The 22,532-nt window shown below is 63.4% G+C and carries 17 protein-coding genes; 4 read left to right on the top strand and 13 right to left on the bottom strand.

What is annotated here, in order from left to right:
* Positions 1-78: 78 nt before the first annotated feature.
* The 8 genes from asd to SSPSH_RS01850 form a co-directional block, all read right to left on the bottom strand.
* Positions 79-1,197: an aspartate-semialdehyde dehydrogenase gene (gene asd, locus SSPSH_RS01880; RefSeq protein ID WP_006913045.1), complete on the bottom strand. Its 1,119-nt coding sequence runs from the start codon at positions 1,195-1,197 to the stop codon at positions 79-81.
* Between the two features lie 272 nt (positions 1,198-1,469).
* The gene (locus tag SSPSH_RS01875) at positions 1,470-2,273 is read right to left on the bottom strand and encodes a hypothetical protein (protein WP_006913046.1); all 804 of its coding nucleotides are present in this window, start codon (positions 2,271-2,273) and stop codon (positions 1,470-1,472) included.
* A gap of 155 nt (positions 2,274-2,428) precedes the next feature.
* Entirely contained in the window at positions 2,429-3,088 is a 660-nt protein-coding gene (locus SSPSH_RS01870; RefSeq protein WP_006913047.1) for a YceH family protein, read from the bottom strand.
* 332 nt (positions 3,089-3,420) lie between these two features.
* Entirely contained in the window at positions 3,421-4,860 is a 1,440-nt protein-coding gene (locus SSPSH_RS01865; protein ID WP_006913049.1) for an esterase-like activity of phytase family protein, read from the bottom strand.
* Positions 4,861-4,895: 35 nt separating this feature from the next.
* The gene (locus tag SSPSH_RS01860) at positions 4,896-5,774 is read right to left on the bottom strand and encodes a hypothetical protein (RefSeq protein WP_021031297.1); all 879 of its coding nucleotides are present in this window, start codon (positions 5,772-5,774) and stop codon (positions 4,896-4,898) included.
* 611 nt (positions 5,775-6,385) lie between these two features.
* Positions 6,386-7,984, bottom strand: a complete 1,599-nt coding sequence (locus tag SSPSH_RS01855) for a sodium:solute symporter family protein (protein WP_006913052.1) — start codon at positions 7,982-7,984, stop codon at positions 6,386-6,388.
* Between the two features lie 21 nt (positions 7,985-8,005).
* Positions 8,006-8,152, bottom strand: coding sequence for a hypothetical protein (locus tag SSPSH_RS19055; RefSeq protein WP_006913053.1), 147 nt, complete (start codon positions 8,150-8,152; stop codon positions 8,006-8,008).
* A gap of 37 nt (positions 8,153-8,189) precedes the next feature.
* On the bottom strand, positions 8,190-9,410 hold the full coding sequence (locus SSPSH_RS01850; RefSeq protein ID WP_006913054.1) for a Zn-dependent hydrolase: 1,221 nt from the start codon (positions 9,408-9,410) through the stop codon (positions 8,190-8,192).
* A gap of 209 nt (positions 9,411-9,619) precedes the next feature.
* Between SSPSH_RS01850 and SSPSH_RS01845 the strand changes: the two genes are divergently transcribed.
* A complete protein-coding gene (locus SSPSH_RS01845) occupies positions 9,620-10,588 on the top strand; it encodes a LysR family transcriptional regulator (RefSeq protein ID WP_006913055.1) in 969 nt (322 codons plus the stop codon).
* A gap of 228 nt (positions 10,589-10,816) precedes the next feature.
* On the opposite strand, the gene SSPSH_RS01840 is transcribed toward SSPSH_RS01845, so the two are convergent.
* The 4 genes from SSPSH_RS01840 to SSPSH_RS01825 are packed head-to-tail and all read right to left on the bottom strand — an operon-like array spanning position 10,817 to position 17,069.
* Positions 10,817-11,311: a bifunctional diaminohydroxyphosphoribosylaminopyrimidine deaminase/5-amino-6-(5-phosphoribosylamino)uracil reductase RibD gene (locus SSPSH_RS01840; RefSeq protein ID WP_021031296.1), complete on the bottom strand. Its 495-nt coding sequence runs from the start codon at positions 11,309-11,311 to the stop codon at positions 10,817-10,819.
* A 40-nt stretch (positions 11,312-11,351) separates the two neighbouring features.
* On the bottom strand, positions 11,352-12,290 hold the full coding sequence (locus SSPSH_RS01835) for a S66 peptidase family protein (RefSeq protein WP_202962111.1): 939 nt from the start codon (positions 12,288-12,290) through the stop codon (positions 11,352-11,354).
* On the bottom strand, positions 12,280-15,795 hold the full coding sequence (locus SSPSH_RS01830) for an ATP-binding protein (RefSeq protein ID WP_021031295.1): 3,516 nt from the start codon (positions 15,793-15,795) through the stop codon (positions 12,280-12,282). Before SSPSH_RS01830 ends, SSPSH_RS01835 begins: the two co-directional genes overlap by 11 nt.
* Positions 15,792-17,069 carry a metallophosphoesterase family protein gene (locus SSPSH_RS01825; RefSeq protein WP_006913058.1) on the bottom strand — a complete coding sequence of 426 codons (1,278 nt, stop codon included), beginning with the start codon at positions 17,067-17,069 and terminating at the stop codon, positions 15,792-15,794. Before SSPSH_RS01825 ends, SSPSH_RS01830 begins: the two co-directional genes overlap by 4 nt.
* Before the next feature lie 110 nt (positions 17,070-17,179).
* Between SSPSH_RS01825 and SSPSH_RS01820 the strand changes: the two genes are divergently transcribed.
* Positions 17,180-18,292 carry a DUF1615 domain-containing protein gene (locus SSPSH_RS01820; RefSeq protein ID WP_006913059.1) on the top strand — a complete coding sequence of 371 codons (1,113 nt, stop codon included), beginning with the start codon at positions 17,180-17,182 and terminating at the stop codon, positions 18,290-18,292.
* A 91-nt stretch (positions 18,293-18,383) separates the two neighbouring features.
* Here SSPSH_RS01820 and SSPSH_RS01815 read toward each other — a convergent pair whose 3' ends face one another.
* Positions 18,384-20,354: an alkyl/aryl-sulfatase gene (locus tag SSPSH_RS01815; protein WP_006913060.1), complete on the bottom strand. Its 1,971-nt coding sequence runs from the start codon at positions 20,352-20,354 to the stop codon at positions 18,384-18,386.
* A gap of 163 nt (positions 20,355-20,517) precedes the next feature.
* Between SSPSH_RS01815 and SSPSH_RS01810 the strand changes: the two genes are divergently transcribed.
* Positions 20,518-21,546 (top strand): AraC family transcriptional regulator, encoded by a 1,029-nt coding sequence (locus tag SSPSH_RS01810; protein WP_006913061.1) that lies wholly within the window; start codon positions 20,518-20,520, stop codon positions 21,544-21,546.
* Between the two features lie 157 nt (positions 21,547-21,703).
* Entirely contained in the window at positions 21,704-22,525 is an 822-nt protein-coding gene (locus SSPSH_RS01805; protein ID WP_006913062.1) for an ABC transporter substrate-binding protein, read from the top strand.
* The last annotated feature ends 7 nt before the right edge of the window (positions 22,526-22,532 follow it).

Here is a 22,532-nt window from a genome sequence, read left to right as displayed (position 1 = left end):
GCTTAAGTGAACGGCATTAGGCCCAGAGGCCGGCTTTCCTGCGTTACGAGCGGGGCCGAAGCCCGGTCGTGCCCGCTATCAGTGGCGCTCGCGCACGATATTGAGCATGCGGCGAATCGGCTCGGCGGCACCCCAGAGCAGCTGGTCGCCGACGGTATAGGCGGCCAGGTATTCGTCGCCCATCGCGAGCTTGCGCAGGCGCCCGACCGGGATCGACAGCGTGCCGGACACGGCCGTGGCCGTAAGGTCCTTGAGGGTATCTTCCTTGTTGTTGGGCACAACCTTCGCCCATTCGTTGTGGGAGGCGATGCGCTCTTCGATCTCGTCGATGGAGACGTTCTTCTTGAGCTTGATCGTGAACGCCTGGCTATGACAACGCATGGAGCCAATGCGCACACACAGCCCGTCCATGGGGATGGGGTTGCCGTCGAGGCCGAGAATCTTGTTGGACTCGGCGCCCGCCTTCCATTCTTCCTTGGACTGGCCGGTTTCCTCGATGAGCGTATCGATCCAGGGCAGGGCGGAGCCGGCCAGCGGATAGCCGAACTGGTCGACCGGGAAGTTCGGGTCGCGCATCTTCGCGGTGACGTCGCGGTCGATATCCAGAATGGCCGAGGAAGGCGTATCCAGCTGATCGGCGACGGTGTCGCGCAGCTGGCCCATCTGCACCAGCAGCTCGCGCATATGCTGCGCGCCGGAACCCGATGCGGCCTGATAGGTCATCGCCGACATCCATTCGATCAGGTCAGCTTCGAACAGGCCGCCCAGGCCCATGAGCATGAGGCTGACCGTGCAGTTGCCGCCACAGAAGGTCTTGGTGCCGCGATCGAGGTTCTTTTCGATCACGTCGCGGTTGACCGGGTCGAGCACGATGGTCGAGTCGTCGGCCATACGTAGCTTGCTGGCGGCATCAATCCAGTAGCCGTCCCAGCCGGCGTCGCGCAGGGGCTGGTACACCTCGCCGGTGTAGTCGCCGCCCTGGCAGGTCATGATCACATCCATGGCCTTGAGCGCATCGATGTCCTTGGCGTCCTGAAGCGCCGGCACGTCCTTGCCGATGTCCGGACCGGCCTGGCCAGCCTGCGACGTGGAGAAAAACACCGGCTCAATGCCGTCGTAATCATTTTCCTCGAGCATGCGCCCCATGAGCACCGAGCCGACCATGCCGCGCCATCCAACGAACCCTACTTTAAGCATGCTTTAGCAACCCTTTCTAAGCGTGATTGGTACACGTTTGTGCTTGGGGCCAGTTTAACGTGAATCGCAAGCTTGGGCGGAATGCGCCGGGTTCGCGCTTTGGGCGGGCTGTTTTCGCGCGTCCGCGATACGCATGAAAATTCAGGGCCGGTAAAAGCTAGCCGCGCTGGGCAGAAGCGCTTGGCAGCGGTCCCCGCGAACCCACAAGCGCAGGCATGCGGCCGGTGTCGGCCGCATGCCTGGGGGGCGGTCAGGCCCTGGGCTGAGAGTGTCTAGCAGTTCTCGTCGGACCAGGCCTTGAGTTCTTCCACGGCGGCCTTGAAACGCGGCGACTTGAGCGGCGCGTGTCCGGGGTCGTTGCGCAGCACATCGGCCATGGTGTTCATGTGTTTGCGTAGCGAATCGTGGTTCAGGCGGCCTGCGGTGTCGGTAAGCGACGCCGCGACCTTGCGCAGCTGCTTGTTGTCCACTTCGGCGCTGCCGGGCGCGCCCAGCGGGATCAACGGCAGCATACCGGCTGCGATCATGTGGCAATCTTCGCGTACGTCGGGGTCCATTTCGACGTATTGCTTGGCCGATTCCTCGGTTTTATCGATATCGGCCTGCGAGCGATCGTCTGGCTGGCCCATGAGCTGCTTGATGCGTGCTTCATGGGCCTTGTAGAACTTCGCATTGTGGCGGGCGATGTCCGATTTCTGGCCTGCCTCGCCCATGAGGGCGCCGTATTTGGCCTGCAACAGCGTCAGGTGGGCGCGTATGAAGCTGCGTCCGGTGAAGCCGTGTCGATCGACCAGGGCGTGTTTTTTCGGGTCGGCGTCGATACTCGCGCCCACGCGTTCTATCGTCTCGGGCATGGTTGACGAGCCGGTTTGCTGGTCGCCGTCTTCGGCGAACGCCTCGACACCCCCATGGGCTTCGATATCGGCCTGGGCCGCTTCCAGGCGCGATAGCAGGTCTTCGCTGAGTTTGACCTGCACCGGCGCCTCGGCGGCCTGTGCATGTTGCGCGTTGACGACCATACAGGCGAGCGCCAGGAGCGCGGCGAAAACGGTCTGGATATAGCGGTTGCTGTGCATCGAATTCCCTGCGGCAATATTAAAAGCGCGCAGACTGCGTCACGCCGCGCTTTCAGTCCACGATGCCGGAGGCCGTTAAAACATTGCGCCGTAACTAGTTGCGCAATGCACAGGCGCCTTTGTCCATGCCATCACGCGAGCGTCTACGGCACGCGTCAGTCGGCGTCGCCCAGGCGCTGGCGCAGCGCCGCGTTCTCGGTTTCCAGTTCCTGCACTCGCGCCTCCAGCTCGGCGATACGGCTTTGTGACGACCCGCCACTGCCGCGGTTGGCGGCGGCTTGTTCGGCATGCGCTGCGATATCCACCGGCCCGCACAGCTGATGCATCAACTCGGCTTCCTTGCGACCGGGCGTGCGTGGCAGCTCAACCAGCAGGGCATGCGCGTCGTCGCCCATCAGGTCGGCCACGGCTGCGAGCACGGCAGCGTTGTCCTCGAAGGTATGCAGCCGGCCGCTACGCGCGCGCAGTTCGCCCGGTGTTTGCGGACCGCGCAGCAGCAGCAGGGTAAGCACGGCGTACTGGCCCTTGCTCAGCTGCAGGTCGTTGTAGGTCGTGTTGCACAGGCGCTGCTTGTATTTCTCGACGCCGTTCTTGAAGTTCTCTTCGATATGCACCTGGCTGCGATCGCGCAGGGCGCGCGCGGCGCGTTGTACCTCGGCGGGCTTGAGCGCCATGACCGGCTCGCGCGCAGACTTCTGATTGCAGGCGTTGGTGAGCGCGTTGAGCGTGAGCGGATACTGATCCGGCGTGGTGACGGCCTTTTCCATCAGACAGCCGATAACGCGGGCTTCGGTGGCGGTGAGTTGGGGCAGCATGAATCTCTCGCAGCGGTGGAATCGACAGCGCACAGGCGCTGCCAACAGTCTAACGCGCGCGACGCGATTCGCTGGGCGTGATCCGCTTAAAGCAGCGGTCGCAACGCTTTCGTCAGCGTGCCCAACATGCGCGAACAAATCCCCATTTTGCGGCCAAGACGCGCGTGCCGATAACGCACAGGCGACTCGTCGTCATCACGCTTGCGGTGATAGCCGCGCATCGCGGTCTGGGCATCGATAACCGGGTCAGCGGACTTGGCGTGAGAGGGCGCTTTAATTGCGCCGGCCTGTCCATCTGCGACAGGCCGGCCTTTGCCGGATCGCGTACCGGCTTAATTGACAGAGAGGTCCGCAGGCACGATGTAGAGGCGGTTGCCGTCAATGGTGTTGCTGTCGAGCATCTTCTGCTCCAGCTCACCGCTGGATGTTGACCAGGTGGCGAAGTCATCGTCGTTGAGCACGCCGAGCGAGTTGCTGTCGATCACCCAGAGCCCTTCCATCTTGTCGTGGGGGTAGCTCACCTGGGCGACCATATCCACCACCAGCTGCTTGTCCACCGGGACGATGTTGTAGGCGGCCAGGCCGGCCCAGCCGTTTGCCTGCACCACTTCCTCCAGGGTCTTGCCGCCGATGGTCAGGCCCAGCTCGGCGTCCTGACTCAGGTCACCGCCTGTGGCCAGGGTTTCCAGATTGGTGCCGGTGCTCAGATCAATGCGGTACACCGTTTTCTGGGCGGCCGGGTTGGCCGCGTCCGCACCTTTCGGGCCGCCATACAGGAAGCTGCCGTCGCGCTCGATCACCAGGAACTGGGTCGCGCTCAGCGCCGCCAGCTCGGAGTTTGAATTCTGGTTTTTCTCCTGCTTGTACAGGTACTGGCCGATGCTGCCATCGTCGAGGTTGATGGTCACGATGCGGGTGAGATCCAGGTCACGCACGCCCTTGTCCGGGTTGTACATGGTGGACTGCATGATGCCTACCAGGGTCTTTTCGTCCGGGGTAATCGCCAGCCCTTCCATGCCACGGTTGGCACGACGATTGGCGAACTCCGCCGGCAGGGTGTAATCGTCACGGTCGTCATCGGCGAACGGGTTGATACGGCCGATTTCCTTGCCATCGGCATCGAAGTGGACGATGTGCGGGCCGTATTCGTCGGACACCCAGAAGGTGCCGTCACTCAGCGCTACCAGGCCTTCGCCATCGAGTCCGTAATCGTCCAGGCGCAGCGGGTTGCTCTCGGCGTCGTAGGGCTGGGTCGGATCTTCCAGGATCGGAGAGCCATCGGCGTTGTAGGGCGTTTCGCCGGTGCCGCCGAGGGCACTGCTGTTGGGCAGGCCGGTGATCAGCGTGCCATCCGGGCGCTTGAGCAGAACGGTATCGAGCAGCACCACCTTGCCCTCGGCGGTCACTTCGAAGTGACCAATGCGAGGCGTGTAATTCGGGGTCGGGAACTTCTTGCCCTTGCCCTGACTGCCGGTAAAGCTGGCATTGGGGCCACGGTCGGTGAGCGCATAGAAACGGCGGCTGTCGGCCGGGTCGCCGGTCATGGCCGAACCGAAGCCCCCGTTGCGCACCTCGAAGGGCTGTTGGGTATTGGCATCGATCAGATCGGAGCGCAGCACCGTGTAGGGCAGGTCCACGCCTTGTGCCGGAACGTCGTCGGCGGGCGAAGTCGTCGACGCGTCCGTACGGCGCTCGTTATCGGATGAGTCGCTATCACAGCCGGAAAGTAGAGCGGCGAAGATCATCGAGGCGGTCAGGGTTTTCTTGAACACGGGCACGGTCCTTGGTGTTTTTCTCGGGCGGAGGTTCAGGGCTGACAGAAGGTTCTGTCGTACTGGTAGACAAACCGGGTCTTGGTCTGGCCATCGGGCTTGACCCAGTCGCTCAGGCCACGCAGCGCGTCAAAAGCCTGGCGAGCCCGATTGACGACCTTGCGGGTGTAGTCCGCGGACGGGTCTTCGTACTTGAAGGAAATCTCGGCCACTGCCGGTGCCTGGTCGCCGGAGGGCGCGCCCGCATACCAGAGCGTGATGCTGATCTCGGCATCGTGCTGGCCCAGGTCGATGTCCACATTGCGGTAAACGCGCTCGGTTACCGTGAGATCGCCGACCACGGATAGGGTCAGATCGTCATCGAGGTCATAGTCATCCTCGAAGCCGGGAAAATGCGCATGGATATCGTCCATGCGATTGAGTTTGCGGCTGTTGGGCGCCTTGGTGGAGTGGCTATACACCACCTTGAACGGCACGCTGCTGTTGGCGCCGACGTCCGCTTCCAGTTTGCTTTTCGCGCCCTTGGTGCTGGAGGAAAGATCCTCGAAATCGGCGATGTATCGATCCGGGCTGCGAAATTTCAGCGTTACTTGCGAATCGTCGTTTTCCACCCGTTCGCGAAAGCTGTAACCCCGTTCCTCCAGCACGCAGGTGCCCTGAGTGTCGAAGAACCGCACTTGCCTGTCATGATCCAGGGTGGCGGTGCCGGTCACGTTGCGGTCGATGGCGTCTTCGATGGCGGGTTTGGCCGCCTGCATCAAGCTCACTACATCGCTTTGTTCGTTCTGATAATGAAACCGACTGGCATCGAGCATCAGTTTGTATTCGCGCGAAATGACGTCCGGAGTGGCCTGCACCGGCATCGCCATCAGCACGCACAGCATTCCCAGGCTAGCGGCAATAAAACGTTTCATTGTTATCGCCCCCCAGGCTTTAAGAATCGTGCAGCGCAAGCGCGACGAGATTCTAGGAAGCACAAATGACGCTTTGATGACCTGCTGTTGGAAAAAAACGCAGTTTCTGGCTGTCGTCGGTGCCGGTCTTGGAACGCCAGGGGCCGAAGGGTGCCGGCGCCGTCTTGATGGGCGGCGCGCAGCGAAAGCCGAGCACCTGAGTGAACTCGCTCAGCCAATGCGTTCCGTGGCTTTTCAGCAGACTCCGGGCGCTCGTGGTGCTGGCCCTTGCCTTAGCGGCGCCGACGACGTCACAGCGGGCGGTCTTATGCAGTGCTCTCGGTGCGGTCAGCGGGTTGGTCGCCGGGCTTGGGCGCGGCGTAGACGCGTTGCGTCACTACTGCACCCTTCCGGTCAATCTGCGAACGGCTGGATACTTGGCGTACAGTTGGAAACGCCAGCCTGAGTAAGGAACAGCGACTTGCGCAGGGCCGCTGCCGGCGCGGGCCGGCAGACTCTCAATGACCCACCGGCCGAGCTAAGGCTGTGCCGGTCGCGCCTATGAAGCGTTGCCCTCTGCGCCCGTAAGCAGGTCTGAAATAGCCGCCCAAAGTTAAGCGGCTCGCGACATTTCAGAGGCCGAGCTGTACGAACAGATAGCCCCACAAGCCGCCGGCCACAACCAGCATGGCGATCAGCGCCATCCACACGCGGCGGTATTCACGGATCAGCGTCGCGCCGGTCGAATCGGCATCGAGAAAACGCCCGATGGTGATCTCGGACATGCGTTGGCCCTTCATTTCCTCGAAACGCTCGATTTCATAGCCGCTGGGCTTGAATGCAAGACACATCACGATGAGCGTGATCGTGCCCAGCGCGAAGGCCATCATCAGGTTGTCGATACCGGCGGGGTAGGAAATCAGCTCGTGCCGTTCGAGTTCGCCCAGCGTGATGAAGCTGATCGAGCCCACCAGCATGCAGGCCAGCACCGCCGGCGCGCTGGCCCGGCGCCATTTCATCGCCGCCACAATCGTTGGCAGCCAGGCGACCGCGAAGATCGAACCGGCATAGATGGAAATCCAGTAGATCCCGGCAGGCCGCGCGATAGCGATCACGCAGACGATGATCGAAACGATCACCTGCGAAATACGCCCGGCGAGCACGCTGCGTTTTTCGTCCAGCTTCTTTTCGAACAGCTTTTCGTAGAGATCGCGTGCCAGGGCGAAGCCTGTGAGCACGAACAGTGTGGACGCGGTGGACATGATCGAGGCCATCAAGCCCGCCAAACCCACGCCGGCCAGCACCGGGTTGGTATGGTCCATGAAACCCACGATCATGGCGCGATCCGCCGGCTCGATGCCCGGCTGGATCACCTGCATCGCGCCCGCGGCGAGATAGACCATCAGCTGCATGGCGGGTGCGAAGAACACGCCGATAACGGCGACCTTGAGGATCACGAAATCGTTCTTGGCCGGGAACACGCGCGAAACCAGCGCCGGCGTACAGGCAAAAAACAGAATCCAGACCAGGAACTGCGAGATCGACCAGCTCAGCGCGCGATCGTTGGCGCCGGCCAGCGTCCAGTAACCGGGCAGACTGTCGCTCAAGCCGCGCAGATTCTCCATGCCGGCCTGGCCGATGAGCATGGGCGAGATCACGAAGGCGATCGCCAGCATGGTGAAGAACATCATGGTGTCGGTATAGACCACGCCATACATGCCCGACAGGCTGCAGAACACCATCAGCGCGAAGGTGAAAGCGATGATGATCACCGGAAACGGCACATCGATGATCTCGGCGAGCACCAGGCCGGCGCCAATGAGCTGGATGATGCCGTAGCCGAGTAGGCCGATCACCATGAGAATGAGCGCGACCACGCTCACCCACTTGTTATTGAAGCGCCGGTCGAAGAAATCCATCATCGTGCGGCATTCCATGGCCTTCATCTTGCGCCCGATCCAGACCACCGCGATGAGCGTGCCGAGCCACGCGCCGAACGAGCCCAGCGCACCGATCACCAGCGGGCCTTCGCTATAGGAAATGCCGGCAATGCCCATGAGCGTGACGGCGCTCAGAAAGGTGGCGGCCAGGGTGCCGGTCAGCAACAGGGTCGAGCCCTGCTCGCCCATCACATAGAAATCGTCGCGGTTTTTGATGAAGCGTGTAAGCCCGGCCGCCACGATGACGTAGGCAGCAAGCACGGCGATGAATATCGTCAGCGTAATGTTCATGGTGGTCCCCCGTGGGCGCGGCTAGCGCTTATCGCTGCGTTCGCGCTTGAGACGCAGAATGGTCGGGCGGTATTCGCGCAGCAGAATCGCGCCCACCACCACACAACAGATCACCGTGGTCAGCAGGGCATTGCCGAACAGCATGAGAACGTAGGGTTTGAAGTCCATGAAGGTCTCTCGTGGTTGAGCGTCGGACGCGGTGCGTTTAAACGTGCCCGGCGCGGGCCAGGGCGGCGTTGAGCAGCACGTCGGCCGCGTACTTTGCATGTTCCGGTTCGATCGACTCGGCCTCGTGATGGCTCAGGCCATCGGCACAGGGAATGAACACCATCGCCGTGGGGCAATGTTTGGCCAGATGAAAGGCATCGTGGCCGGCGCCGCTGATGATGTCCTGCCAGGCATAGCCGAGGCCTTGCGCGGCATCGCGCACGTGGCGCACGCAGGTTTCGTCGAAGGGCAGGGCCGGGCTGCGCCAGTGCAGTGACAGGTCGTAGTCTACGTCGCGCGAGGGCAGGCGTTCGTCGAAGCGTGCGCGAATCGTATCGATTGCGCGGTCGACCACGTCATCCTCGGGATGGCGCAGATCAAGGGTGAAATGCACGTCGGCGGCAATCGTATTGCGTGAGCCGTGGGCGACATGGAATTCGCCGACCGTGGCCAGCAGGCCATCGATACCGGCCACGTATTCTTCCACGGCCGTGATCGCGGCACTGGCTGCGAACAGGGCATCGCGGCGGACCGGCATGGGCGTTGTGCCCGCATGGCCGGCTTTGCCGGTGAAGCGTACATCCAGCCAGCGGATCGCCTGGCCACCGGTTACCACGCCGATGGTTTTGTCGTTGTCTTCGAGCACGGGGCCCTGTTCGATATGCGCTTCGAAATAGGCGTCGTATTTGCGGGCTAGCGGCGTGGCGCCGGCCTCGCCGGTGGCTTGCAAACTCTCGGCAACGCTCTGGCCGTTGGCATCCTCGCGCGCCAGGCCGTCATCGAGCGTCATTGCGCCCGTGAACACCGAAGAGCCCAGCATGGCCGGGGTGAAACGTGCGCCTTCTTCGTTGGTCCAGTTGGCGATTTCGATCGGCGCAACGGTTTCGATTTCGTTTTCGTTGAGCGTACGTACGGCTTCGAGTGCGGCCAGTACGCCGAGCACGCCATCGAAACGCCCGCCTTTGGGCTGGGTATCCAGATGGCTGCCGATGACCACGGGCGGTACATCGTCGCGCCCGGCTCGACGTGCGAACAGGTTGCCGATGGCATCCCGCGAGATGGTGAGGTTTTCGGCTTCGGCCCATTGCACGAACAGCGAGCGCCCGGCGGCGTCTTCGTCGGTGAGGGCGAGTCGGCTGCTGCCGCCGTTGGCGGTCGCACCGATTTCGGCCATCGCCATCAGGCTGTCCCACAATCGTTGGCCGTTGGTTTCGAGCATAAGCGTGTTGATATCGTTGAATGGGCGCGTGGGCGCCTCGGTGCCGGCTGGCCGGCGAGCGGCAGCGGTCGCCAGTGCTCGGCGTTGCCCCCGCAAACGCCTCGTGCGTGCTTTTTTATCTAGCGGCAATAGCACGCCATCAGTCAAAGCACGCAATATTATTTGTATTATTAGTACTGCTAATAATGGTTTGATTCCACGGGGCCTGAATGGCTGATATGTCGAGCAAGAACGATGCGCCGCCAAGCGGTGAGCATGGCCAGCGGGCGCTGGCGGCCCGGCTGGACTGGAACCTTATTCGGACCTTTGTCGTGGTCGCCGACGAACTCAATCTGAGCCGTGCCGCCGAGCGGCTGTTCGTGACCCAACCGGCGGTCAGCCAGGCGCTCAAGCGTCTGCAGGCACAGCTGGGTTATGCCCTTGTTCAGCGCCGTGGCCCCCACATCACCCTGACCGGGGCCGGCGAAGAAGTGCATCGGATCGCCAGCGGCGTGTTTGCCGATGTCTCCAGCCTGGAAATGCCGGCCCGCGATGCGCTCGAGCAGGTGGTTGGTCGAGTCAAGCTGCTGAGCGTCAGCCGCGTGCATTCACAGCGCTACAACGATTTTCTCGCCGATTTCCATCGCCGGTATCCGCGTGTAGAGCTGGAAGTGGAGGTGCTGCGCGGCCACGACGTATTGATGGCGCTACGCCAGAACACGGCGTCTTTCGGGCTCGGTCTGTGCCGGGTCGATACCCCGGGTATCGAGCGACGGCTAATCGTGCCGCAGCGTTATGCGCTGTTCTGCGGGCCGCCGCATTCGCTCTACGACCGGGCCGAGGTGGATATCGCCCGCTTGCTGCACGAAGATCTGGTCACGTTCACCGGCGATTACCTCGGCGATACGCTTTCGCCGTTAACGCTGTTTCGCGAACACCACGGTTTTCAGGGCCGGCTCGCGGCCTCGTCGTCGAATCTGGAAGAAGTCTGTCGGCTGATCATGTGCGGTTATGGCATCGGCTTTTTGCCCGAAGGCGCCTTCCGTCGCGAAACCGAGGCCGGCATGTTGCGCAAGCTGCCGCCGCAAGAAGGCCTGGCCGATGTCGATATTCATCTGCTCTGGAACACCCAGCGCCCGCTGCGCGTGGCCGAAACGGTTTTTCGCGACGAACTGCTGGCCGCATTCGATCGGGAATAAGCCGCGCTATTCGCGGGCGGCGGCACAGTCCAGACAACGCAGTGTTGGGTCGCGCGCCAGGCTCTCGTTCCGCCGCCGCGCTGCGGCTGTCATTGAGATAGGCACAGACTTTCGGCTACGAGTTCTTCGAGCAGCACTTAAAGGCTTTTGCGCGCCGCGGCCATCGGCCATGCCGTCACTGCGGCGTAAGGGCGACGCTAGGCAAAGATGTCACGCGATAACCGACGTTCAGGTGGCGCCAGAGCGGCCCAAAGCCGAAGAATAAATCCCAAGTGCGCCAGCGATTTGAGCGGTCAAGGGCAGCGCTTTGCTAGCCTCTTTTAAATACGGCGAGAGATCGCGGAAAGCCTCTTGGTCGCACAAGCCTACTTCGACCTCAACACCGGCTTGGCGTAGTAGCGCGATACCCGCCCCACTATTGCGAGGGTCTGGATCGACGAGCGCGATAACTACGTTTGCCACCCCAAGTTCTGCGAGCGCCTTGGCACATGAGGGTGTCCGGCCGTGGAACGAGCATGGCTCAAGCGTTACAAAGACCGTTGCTTTTGCAAAGTCGATGTCATCGGACGACGCGAGCGCCGCTGCCTCTGCATGTTTCTTACCCGGCGGCTGTGTATGGCCTCGGCCCACGAGTCTGTCGTTCACCACGATTACACAGCCAACCGGCGGGTTTGGTTTGCAATACGTCCTGGCCTTTCTCCCTTCTGCCAGGGCTTCTCGCATGAAATGCGCTCCAGTCATCTTCGATATCGCTAACTTGTGCTCAGGACTTGCCGATGCGCAGACGATCGGCCTTGATCCGGGCGGTAGAGCCGTAGCGCCAGGCGTGATTCACACAGCCGTGGCCGACCGGCGCGTCGTAATAAAGTGCGATGCCGCGCGCGGCGCTGTATTCGGCGAATATCTCGACTAGCGACTCCATGCCGCAGGCCAGTGCACAGCGCTCGAAGCGCCCGAGGCAGATCGCTTTCATGTGGCGGGTGTCGAGCGAGTCGAGCAGTTGCTGCAGGCAGCGCTCGAGCCGGAACTCGGCCTCGCCGACGTCTTCGAGCACGAGGATGGCGTCGTCTGCCAAAGTCAGGGCAGCCGGGGTGCCGGCCACACTCGCGAGCGTGGTGAGATTGCCGCCGACCACGCGCCCGGTCAGGCGGTTGCTCGGACCGCTGTGATACAGCAGTGGCCATTCGCTGGCTTGTCCCTGCAAGCAGGCGACCAGCGATGTCATCGAGGCCGCACGTTCGGCCTGTTCGGCCGGCGTATCGCCGGGCAGGGCGAGCTCGGTGGCCACCGGCGCATGAATCGCACGCCGGCTGCGATGTTCGAAGGCGGCCAACAGCAGGCTCATATCCGAATAGCCGATCAGCGGTACCTCACGCGGGATACGGGCCCAGTCGATCGCCTGCACGAACTGGGCCGTGCCATAGCCGCCGCGCAGGCACCAGACCGCATCGATATTCGGTAATTCGAATGCAGCCTGCAGATCCCTCAGACGGTCGTCCGCGGTGCCGGCAAGATAGCGATGGTGATCGCGAGCGTGTTCACCCAGGCAGGTTTCAATACCGGCGGCATCCATCACGGCGCGTACAGTATCGATGCGTTCGTCCTTGACGCCGCCGGCCGGGGCGATGAGCGCGACGCGCGCGCCAGCAAGCGGTCGCAGGGCATCGACAAGATACGCGGGCAGCATGGATTCACAGCTCATGGGACTGCACACGATCGCCCAGCCGCGCGGCGGCCATATCGCGCAGATGCTGGTGGTGGGTGAAGAACAGCACCTGCGTTTTTTCGGCCAGCCCGGCCAGCACGTCGAGGCCAGCCATGGCGCGTTCGTCGTCGAAGTTGATAAACAGATCGTCGGCGACGACGGGTAGCGGCGTGGCACGTTCCAGATAATCCTCGATCGCGGCGATACGCAGGGCGAGATAGAGCTGGTCGCGCGTGCCTTCGCTCATGCCCGGTGGGGCCACGCGGCTGCCGTCGGATCGTACACCCACGATCTGCAGCTCGTCGCGGTCATCGAATTCACCGGTTAGCCGCTCGAAGGAGCCGCCAGTGAGCTGGTTCATGAGCGCCGAACCGCGTTCGATAAGCGGGCGCTGCTTGTCCATGGCATAGCGCTGGCCGGCCCATTTGAGCAGCAGCGCGGCTGTGCCGACACGTAGATAGCGCTCGGCAGCGTCCTGCATATCGGCGAGTGCGGTCTGGCGTTCGGCGGCAGCGGTCACGGCACGATCGTCGCCGCCGATGGCCTCGAATTGTGCACGGGCTTCGTTGCGGGCATCGCGCGCCGGGCCGAGTTCGGTGTCGAGATCGGCCAGTTGGTCGGCCAAGGCATCGATCTGTTCGCGCAGCGAATCGAGATCGCTGGCTTCGGCCGCAGCGACGAGGTCCTTGACCGGCTGGCCGTCGCCTTGGTCGGTCAGCGTTTGGCTGGTGGCGGTATGTTCGTTGACCAGCGCCTGCCGGCGCTCGGCGCGGTCGATGACGGTTTCGAGCGCGGTGGCGTCGGCAACGCCGGCCTGACGACACAGGGTGTCGATACGGCGTTGCGCTTCGGCCTGCGTCGTCTCGTGTTCGGCGATCTTGTCGCGATGGGCGACACGGTCCGCCGCGCGGGTTTGCAGGCGTTGGTGTTGGGCCTGGGCATCGCGCAGCGCGGTGCTCAGGCGTTGCACGCTCTGTTCGGCGACCTCGTTGTCGTTGGCGGTGTGGCCGGTCGCGGCCAATACGTGCGCGAGCCGGGTTTCGAAACGGCTTTGACGATCGACGAGGTCGGCGTGTTCGGCGGCCAGTTCCCGGCTTTGGCGGGCATGCTCGCGGCCGGCATCGAGTACGTCGAGCGCGGCCTGGCCGGCCTCGGCGTCCAGAACCGTATCCAGGCCCAGTTCGTCGAGCGCGCGGCGCCAGCGCTGTTGCCAATCGGCCAGGGCCGTTTCGGCTTGCGTGTGCTCGTTTTGCAGCGTGTCGATACGGTTGGCGTGTTCGCTGCGTTCGCGTTCGATACGTCGGCGTTCGTCGCGGCGGCGCTGCTCGCGCTCGACGAATTGGCGGGCGTGTTCGATGAGTATGGCCAGCGATGCATGAGCGGTCTGGTTCTCGTCCACGCCCAGTTCGACGAGCTGCGGCGCGACGTGTGCACGCTGTGCGTCGATCCGTGCGGCCAGATCATCGCGGGTCGCCTGGGCGTCAATACGATCGGCACGCGTATCCAGCACCGCATCGCGCCGGTCGAGCCAGTCGCGCATCGCGCTCGGGCTGGCGGGTTCGAGTTCGGTGGTAAACCACAGTGATGTCCATTCGGTGCGTAGGCCGTCGAGACGGGCCTTCGCCTCGTCGCGGCGCGCCGTGGCCTGTTCGAGGGCCTGCTCGCGTTCGGCCAGATGGCGTTGGCGTTCGGCGTCCTGGGCGATGGCTTCGGCATGATCGAAGCGGGCATCGGCCAGTTCGTCGGCTGCCTGGCTGCTGCGCTCGAAGGCATCGGCCGGGTTCTTTTCAGTGGCCTTGTCGAGCTTGGGCGTATCGGCGTCGTCGAACAGGTCGCGTTCGCGTTGCTCCACGTAGCGCCGGCGCACGAGCTGCCAGCAGGCATCGCGTTGTACGCGGGTCGTTGCCAGGGCCTCGGCGCTGGGCAGCGCTTCGTCGGCGCGACGCCGGGCTAATGCGTCGCGGGCGCGCTCGACTTCGTCGGTCAGTTCGTCGACACGCTGCTGATGGCGCTTGCGTGCCTCGCTGGCGTCGGTGATCTCGGTCTCGAATTCATCGACCCGTGCGCGCGTGGGCACGTCGAGGGTGGCTAGCGTATCGCTGTCGGCCACGGCCGGCTTTAAGGCTGTAAGGCGGCGTTCGATATCGCGATCCAAGCGGTCCACGTTTGCCTGGGCATTACGCAGCTCGGCTTCCAGATCGCCTTCGCGGGCGGCAGCCGTCAGCCAGGCTTCGAGCGCGCTGATCTCGGCGGCGGCGCCGAGCGTTTGCGCTTCGGTCGCCAGGCGTGTGTCGGCGTCGCGTGCAGCGTCCAGATTACGGGCAGCGTGATCGAGGCTTTGCCGGCGGGTCGCTTGGTCGGTCGCCAGACGGCGGGCCTGGGCGAGTGTTGCCGCGGTGGGCCACTCGGCGTTGTCGTCTCGCCCCCCAAGTTCGGCGCGGTCATGGGCCAGGGCGTTGGCGAGTCGCGCCTGCTCGCGTTCGATTTCCGCAATACGTTCGCGGTCGGCGGCGATCTGGCCCCGCTGCTCGGCCAGCTGTTCGATCGACTCGCCGGCCTCGCGCAGGGCCGGGTCGTCGGTGAGCGTCTCGATTTCGGTGTCGATGCGAGCGATCTGCTCCTGAATCGAGGCGATCGCTGCGCGGGCCGATTCGATGTTTTCGCGTGCACTTGCCAGCGTTGGGCGCGCCGCCGGATCCAGCGCCGGTGTCTCGCCGAGTTCGCTTAGCTCGGCCTCGATCTCGCGATAGCGTCGGGCAGGCTGGGCCACGCGGCGAATGCGTTCGAGTTCGCGCCATTGATGATTGAGTTCGCGCCGGCGTTCGGCGAGCGTTTCGTAGTGTGTTTCGGCGGTCTCGAAGGCTTCGCGTCGGCGCTGCCAGTCGCCGACCGTGACTTCGTGCTCGCGAATATCGGCATCCGCGGTCTTCAGCCGTGCTTCGGCCTGATAGTAACGTCGGTTTTGCGAGACGTTGGGCGACCACAAACCATCGGCTTCGGCCATCAACGCTTCGCGTTCGGCGAGCACGTCGGCCAGACCGGAGCCGGCGGATAGCAGCGCCGTATCGGCGTTGGCATCGGCCGCGGCCAGCGTTTCGCCGCCGGCGCGCAGGCCCTCGTGATCGAGGCTGAACATGCGGGTGAAAAATGCTCGGTCGGCGCCGGCGAGCTGGCGTTCCAGATCGGCCTCCAGCCGGCTTGCGGCGTTGCCTTCGGCGTCGAGCAGCGTGTTCTTGCGGCCTTTCTTTCGGATCGCCTCGATCTCGGCTTCGCCGGCTTCGATGCGCGCGCCGATACGCAGCGCGTTGTAGGCATGGACGAAATTCAGATCGGTCTGGGTCGGAAAACCGAACAGGAAATCGCCGACTGCCCTGCGCGCCGTGGACTTGCCGGCCTCGTTGGGGCCGAACACGATATGCAGATCGGTTTCGCCGGGCGTGAAGGCCAGCCGCCGATCGGTGAAATGGCCATAGGCCAGCAGATCGAGTCCGGCGAACCTCATGGTGCGCTCTCGTCGGCTGCCAGACGCGAGAGCAGATAATCGCCGGCGCCGTCGATCAGCGTGGCGGTATCACCGTCGATGGCCGCGCGCAGTAGCGCATCGTCGGCGTGTTCGCGGATTTCGTGCGGCAGGCGTTCGGCCAGCCGACGAATGTCTTTTTCGATCATCGCGCGTATATCGGGATCGTTCGTGGCTTCGTCGAGCAGACGCTGCATTTCGCCGAGCGCGTCCTGGCGCTCGCGACGGGTGGTGGCGTCGAGTTCTGGTTCCGTCGCCTGCTTGACCTTCTCGACATAGACGGGCGTCGAGCTCAGCCCGGACGCGGCCGCGCGTGCCTCGGCCAGCAGGCGTTCGGGCGCGGCGGCAAGTGAGTCGTGCAGGGCGGTGGTACCGGTCAATCGCAAACGAATGGCGAGCAGGCGGCCGTCGACGGCATCCGCGCCGGTTTCGATGGCGAGCCGCATGGCCGCGATCACGTCGTTGAAGTCGTCCGCAGCCGATACGTCGACCCCGCTTTCGGCCCAGCGGGCGACATCGCAATAAATTGGACGCAGCTCGGCGACGCGCCCGTCTTCCACCACGACCTCGTAAGCGCTCTTGGCTCCGGTTTCGCGGATCGAGCGGCCTTGGAGATTGCCGGAGAATACGACGTGCGGATGCTCGGCGAGCACTTCGGCACCGTGTACGTGCCCGAGCGCCCAGTAGTCGTAGCCCTTGGCGGTGAGTTCATCGAGCGAGCAGGGCGCATAGTTGGCATGACCGCCGCGTCCGCCCAGGCCGGTATGCAGCACGCCGATATTGAACGCGCCGGCTATCGGCGCCGGGTAGCCGGGCACCAGGTTGTCGGTCACGGCGCGTTCGGCATAGCTGGTGCCGTGCAAGGCCACGTCGAGGCCGTCGATGATTTTTGTTTCCGCGGCTTCGTGGGAAAAGACATGCACGTTGTCCGGCAGCGAAAGGCTACGCGTCATCTGATTCTGGGCATCGTGATTGCCGTGAATCAGATAGACGGGAATCGCGGCGGCGGCCAGCCGGTGCATCTGGCGCACGAAGAACACCCCGGTCTGATAATCACGCCAGTCGCCGTCGTAGAGATCGCCGGCGATAACGACTAAATCCACCTTGCGCTCGATGGCGGTATCGATCAGTGCAGTCAGTGCTTCCCGGGTAGCCAGGCGCAGCCGTTCGGCCACGCCGGGCACGTCGTCCGAGAGCCCGCGCATGGGGCTATCGAGATGGATATCCGCAGTGTGGATGAAACGAAACGAGTGCAAGGAGGATGGCGTGATAGCTAAGCGAGTGCGTGCATCTTAGCCCCGCTTGGGTAGCACGCCCAATGCCGAAGTGGTCGCATAAAACAGGCGGCTCGGGCAGAGTCGCGGTCATGTCGAGTATTGTTCGTACCCGCGCGTTGCGCGCGATCGTCGCCCTGAACCTGTTGTGGCTTGCCGGCTGTGCCGCATTGCGCCCCAACGACATACCGCGTCGGCCGGCCGACGCGGTGCGCGCCGAACTGGTTTCGCTCATGCCTGCGAGCGTGAATGACCGCGCCGGGTGGGCAGCCGATATCGAAACCGCCTTTGCGACACAGAATATCGAGGCCTCGACATCCAATCTGTGCGCGACGCTGTCGGTGATCGCTCAGGAATCCTCCTACCGCGTCGCACCCGTGGTACCCGGTCTGTCGCGTATCGCGCGGGCAGAAATCGAGCGGCGCGCCGCCGCGGCGCATATCCCTGGCTTTCTGCTCGACAAGGCGCTGGGTCTGGAATCCTCTACCGGCCAGACTTACGACGAACGCCTCGATACGGTGCGCACCGAAAACGATCTGAACGATCTGTTCGAGGAATTCATCGATCGCGTGCCGTTGGGTAGCACGCTTTTCGGCGGCTTCAATCCGGTGCATACCGGCGGGCCAATGCAGGTGGCGATCGACTTCGCCGAACAACATGCCGACGACTATCCATATGACGATGCGCAATCGGTGCGTAAGGAAGTGTTCAGCCGTCGCGGCGGGCTTTATTTCGGCATCGGCCATTTGCTGGGCTACGAAGTCGATTATCCGAGCCCGCTATACCGCTTCGCGGACTACAACGCCGGCTGGTATGCCAGTCGCAACGCCGCGTTTCAGCGCGCTGTGAGCCAGCTCACCGGCACAGAACTCGCGCTAGACGGCGACTTGATTGCCTATCGGGCGTTTTCCGTGAGCAATACCGAACGGGCGACCAAGTCGCTGCGTGATCGCCTGCGTATGGGTGAAGGCCCGATCCGCCGTGATCTGACCGAAGGCAACGGCCCCGATTTCGAACAAACGCGGCTCTACAAGCGCGTGTATGCACTGGCCGATGAGGCGGCCGGCGAGCGCGTGGCGCGCGTGATTCTGCCCGGCATCAAGCTGGAAAGCCCGAAGATCACCCGTAATCTCACAACCGCCTGGTTCGCCGAGCGGGTGTACTCGCGTTGGCAGGCTTGTATGCAGCGTGCCGCGCCGCGCTGATCGAGCGCGTAGCGGACTGCGCTCACTCGATGCACAACAATTGAACGCCGCCGCGAACCGAAAGTCTGCAGCGGCGTTCTAGCATGCCGTTCTACGGCGTCACAATGGCGAAGCCACGATCCGGCGCCTCGAGTAGAGAGAAAAACCGGCCGAGACTGGCGCGGTCGCCGTCGACTTTGAGTTGTTGCGGCGACAGCTGGCCACCGATGAGTGCGAGCAGTGCCGGGTGGGTCAGACGCACGGTAGCGTTGGCATTATCCGCCGGCGGTCGCTTCCAGTGATGGAGCACGCCGTTCTCGATCGTCAGTACGTGGTTCTCGCCCCGATCCTGGAAGTCGAAATTGATCGTGAGATTGCTCGTCGCGGCCTCGGGGCCGTTCAGGCGCGCGGCCATGGCATCGAAGAAACGCTCAATCGGCACCTGACGCAGCAGGCCGATGCCGCGCGACATATCCAGTGATGTGCCCTGGGCGCCTTCGCGCAGTTCCTTTGCACCGGTGAGATAGACGTCGCGCCACGGCCCGGATTGGGCGCGATAGCCGAGCTGGTCGTAGGTTTTGGCCAGAAGCGCCTTGGCGGCGTCGTTGTCCGGCTCGGCGAAGACAACGTGGTTGAGCACTTCCGCAGCCCAGCGATACTCGCCGGCGTCGTAGGATTGCTGGGCTTTCTCGATCACGGCATCGGTGCCGCCCATGAACGCGACGTACTTCTTCGCCGCGTCGGCCGGCGGCAATGGGTCGAGATTGGCGGGATTGCCGTCGAACCAACCGAAGTACCACTGGTAGACCGCTTTCGAATCGTGGCTGATCGTGCCGTAGTAGCCGCGGTTGTGGAACGGTTTGGCCAGGGATTCGGGCAGTATCAGCTGTTCGGCGATTTCGCGTGGGGTATAGCCGGCGTTGGCCAGGCGCAGCGTCTGGTCGTGGATGTACTTGTAGGTGTCGCGTTGGATCTTGAGATAGTCGACGATCCGGTCGTGGCCCCACACCGGCCAGTGGTGGCTGTTGAACACCACATCGGCCCGGCGTCCGTAGCGTTGCAGCGCCTCGTCGATATAGTCGCTCCACTTGAGCGCATCGCGCACCTTGGCGCCGCGCAGGGTATAGATGTTGTGCAGCGTGTGGCTGACGAGTTCCGCGCCGCAGAACGCCTTGAGCTGGGGCAGATAGAAGGTCAGTTCGGCGGGCGCTTCGGATTCGGGCGCGTACTGGAAGTCGAACTCGAGCCCGTCCACGGTCAACGTCTGGCCGGTGTGATCGATCACGTCCGTGGGCGCGAGAATACTGAAATGGCCCTTGGACGGCGCCTTGCCGAGCCCCGAATCCACATGGCCGCGCGGGCTGCGCGCCAGCGCGCCGCCGAACATATAGGTTGCCCGTCGGCCCATCGCCGGCCCGGCCAGCAGGTTCTCGCTGGTCGATTCCTGCATGAAGCCCTTGGGCGCGATGATGCGCACGTTGTCGCGTTGGGCGTGTTCGGCGCTGAGCACGCCCTCGATACCGCCGAAATGGTCGATATGGCTATGCGTAAAGATGACGGCGACGATCGGCTTGTCGCCGAGGATGTGGGCCTTGGCCATACGCCAGCCCGCGGCGGCCGTCTCAGCGGTGGTCAGCGGGTCGACCACGATCCAGCCGCTGTCGCCCTCGATCAGGGACATGTTCGACAGGTCGTAGCCGCGCAACTGATAGATGCGGTCGGTGACCTTGTACAGGCCGTGCAGGTCGTTGAGTTGGGCTTGCCGCCAGAGGCTCGGGTTGACGGTATCCGGGGCATCGCCTTCGATGAAATCGTAGGCGGTCATGTCCCAGACCGTATTGCCGTCGGCGTCGGTGATCACGAGATTCGGATCGCGTGCGATCAGCCCGCGCTCGGCATCCTCGAAATCGGCCTGATCGTCGAGCGGCAAATTCTGGGCGGTCGTGGCATTGGCTTGCTGGGTCGCCGTGCTGGCAGGCGTCGGTGTCGCAGTCTGCCCGGCTTCGACGACGACGCCATAGCCGGCCAGCCCGGCGCCCAGGGATAATGCGATCAGAGCAGCGGCGCGCGTATTCTGGTTCATTGTTTGTCCTCTTTTGGTGACGGGCCGTACGCGGCGTCGACGGTCTTTGCCGTGATGCGCTGCCTGAACCCGGACCCTGTCATCGTGTGTGCCCGGGCGGTCTTCGGTTGACACTTCGCGCCAAACTTTTAACTTTTAGCGACACGTGCGCGGTGGGGCCGCTATGACGAGCCTGGTCAGAAACAGTGCACTCGACGGTTTTGAGGCCTTCGTACGCCAGCTCGGCGGCGATCCCCAGGCGCTGCTGTCCGACTGCGGCATTCCGCTGGATATCGAGACCCAGACGGATGCGTTTTTGTCCTATCGGGCCTTGATCCGGCTGCTCGAGCTCGGGGCCGAGCGCCTGCAGTGTCCCGACTTCGGTATGCGCATGGCCCAGGCTCAGGGCATCGGGATTCTGGGCCCGTTAGCGGTGGTCGTGCGCCATGCCGGCACCGTGGCACAGGCATTCGAACAGGCCGCGAAATACCTGCACGTGTTCAACCCCGGCCAGCGCATGACCATTCGCCGCAACGGCGCGCGGGTATGCCTGCGGTTTCAGATCCTGCTCGACAACGTGCCCTATGCGCGTCAGGCCAACGAGCGCGCGCTGGTGTTTCTCAAGCGCACCCTTGAATTGGGTGGGGAGGCGGCGCCGCCGCGCCGCGTGCTGTTCAGCGACAGCCAGCTGGCCCCCACGAGCGTCTATCGAGAGGTGTTCGGTACCGACGCGCTGAGCTTCAACGAGGCGGTCTGCGGGCTGGACGTGGACAGAGCCACGATGACGGCCTCGCTACGGCGTTCGAACCCGCATATCCGGTCGATGGCGATCGCCTTCATGGAACAGACCGGCGGCACTCGTGAGCGCGAGGTTTCGACACGGGTGCGCGAAATCTGTCGTCGCCTGCTGCCGACCGGCGGGGTAGGTATCGATATCGCCGCCGAGTATCTCAACCTCAATCGGCGCACGCTGCAGCGCCGCCTGGTCGACGAGGGTACGAGTTTTTCGGCGGTGCTCGATGCGGTACGGATCGATCTCGCGACCCGCTATCTGGGCGAAAGCGATCTGCCGCTCAGCCAGGTCGCCGCGCTGCTCGGCTATACCGAGCAGAGTGCCTTCAATCGCTCGTGCCGGCGCTGGTTCGGCGAAACGCCCCGTGTGCGTCGGCGCGTCCTGTTGGCCGGTACGCATCCGTACCGTTTGGCGCCGTAGGGCTCAGCCGACGCGGTGCGTGCGGCACGGGATTGTCTTGCGGACTGCTGTGCGAACGTCGCATTGCAGGTCATCCCGAACAATGTGGCAGACTCATTGCAAGGGGAAATCAACGATATAACGACATCCAAAGGGAGAATCCATCGTGACACCTTCAATGGGCCGTCTGGGCCGACTCGCCGTGTTATTTTCTGCCGGCGTACTGGCGTTATCGCTGTCCGCCTGCAGCCAGGACGAAGGCGGCACGGTCGACGATATTCATCTCGTCAAAGCCGACGCGCTGACGGTTTGTACCCATATTCCCTACAAGCCATTCCAGTTCACGGGCGACAACGGGGAAGTGGTCGGCTTCGATGTCGATCTGGTCGATCTGCTGGCTCAGGATCTCGGTGTCGAGACGAACGTGGTAAGCGTCGATTGGAATCAGATTACGTCGGGCGCGGTGCTGGCGGCCGGTAAATGCGATTTGGCCATGGGCGGGGCAACGATCACCCCCAAGCGTGAAGAAGCGGTGCTCTTTTCGGACCCGTACTTCAATGCCACCCAGGCGCTGTTGGTGAAAAAAGGTAGCGATTACGCAGGCCTTGAGGACCTCGAGGGCAAGCGCCTGGGCACGCAGACCGATACCACCGGCGCGATCTACGCAGAGAAGCACGCCGAGGAACACGGCTACACCACCGTGGTTTTCGATGATCTTGCGCTGGAAACCACGGCCGTGAGCGCGGGCAAGGTCGATGCCGCGATCAACGATAACGGGCCGCTCTATCAGTACGCCGCCGATAACCCGGAAACCGAGATCGCCGCCGAATTCGATACCGGCGAGCGCTACGGCTTCCTGGCCAAGAAAGATGACGAGAATGCCCAGAAGCTTATCGATCGTCTCAACCAGGCGCTTGCCACCGCCAAGGACGACGGCACCTACGACGAAATCTTCAAGAAGTGGTTCGGTCAGGTGCCGGGCACTATCAACGAAGAGTAGCCCGGGC

This window comes from Salinisphaera shabanensis E1L3A (assembly GCF_000215955.2).
In the GTDB taxonomy this organism is placed as follows: domain Bacteria; phylum Pseudomonadota; class Gammaproteobacteria; order Nevskiales; family Salinisphaeraceae; genus Salinisphaera; species Salinisphaera shabanensis.
Note: the sequence above shows the minus strand (reverse complement) of the source record. Positions and strands in the feature narration are given on the sequence as shown.

Excerpts from the sequence above, each read along its gene's own strand:
- SSPSH_RS01860 (WP_021031297.1), bottom strand. The coding sequence starts at position 5,774 with ATGAAACGTTTTATTGCCGCTAGCCTGGGAATGCTGTGCGTGCTGATG.
- SSPSH_RS01820 (WP_006913059.1), top strand. The coding sequence starts at position 17,180 with ATGTCGAGTATTGTTCGTACCCGCGCGTTGCGCGCGATCGTCGCCCTG.
- asd (WP_006913045.1), bottom strand. The coding sequence starts at position 1,197 with ATGCTTAAAGTAGGGTTCGTTGGATGGCGCGGCATGGTCGGCTCGGTG.
- SSPSH_RS01855 (WP_006913052.1), bottom strand. The coding sequence starts at position 7,984 with ATGAACATTACGCTGACGATATTCATCGCCGTGCTTGCTGCCTACGTC.
- SSPSH_RS19055 (WP_006913053.1), bottom strand. The coding sequence starts at position 8,152 with ATGGACTTCAAACCCTACGTTCTCATGCTGTTCGGCAATGCCCTGCTG.
- SSPSH_RS01830 (WP_021031295.1), bottom strand. The coding sequence starts at position 15,795 with ATGAGGTTCGCCGGACTCGATCTGCTGGCCTATGGCCATTTCACCGAT.
- SSPSH_RS01875 (WP_006913046.1), bottom strand. The coding sequence starts at position 2,273 with ATGCACAGCAACCGCTATATCCAGACCGTTTTCGCCGCGCTCCTGGCG.
- SSPSH_RS01815 (WP_006913060.1), bottom strand. The coding sequence starts at position 20,354 with ATGAACCAGAATACGCGCGCCGCTGCTCTGATCGCATTATCCCTGGGC.
- SSPSH_RS01835 (WP_202962111.1), bottom strand. The coding sequence starts at position 12,290 with ATGAGCTGTGAATCCATGCTGCCCGCGTATCTTGTCGATGCCCTGCGA.
- SSPSH_RS01810 (WP_006913061.1), top strand. The coding sequence starts at position 20,518 with ATGACGAGCCTGGTCAGAAACAGTGCACTCGACGGTTTTGAGGCCTTC.
- SSPSH_RS01845 (WP_006913055.1), top strand. The coding sequence starts at position 9,620 with ATGGCTGATATGTCGAGCAAGAACGATGCGCCGCCAAGCGGTGAGCAT.
- SSPSH_RS01805 (WP_006913062.1), top strand. The coding sequence starts at position 21,704 with ATGGGCCGTCTGGGCCGACTCGCCGTGTTATTTTCTGCCGGCGTACTG.
- SSPSH_RS01850 (WP_006913054.1), bottom strand. The coding sequence starts at position 9,410 with ATGCTCGAAACCAACGGCCAACGATTGTGGGACAGCCTGATGGCGATG.
- SSPSH_RS01870 (WP_006913047.1), bottom strand. The coding sequence starts at position 3,088 with ATGCTGCCCCAACTCACCGCCACCGAAGCCCGCGTTATCGGCTGTCTG.
- SSPSH_RS01840 (WP_021031296.1), bottom strand. The coding sequence starts at position 11,311 with ATGCGAGAAGCCCTGGCAGAAGGGAGAAAGGCCAGGACGTATTGCAAA.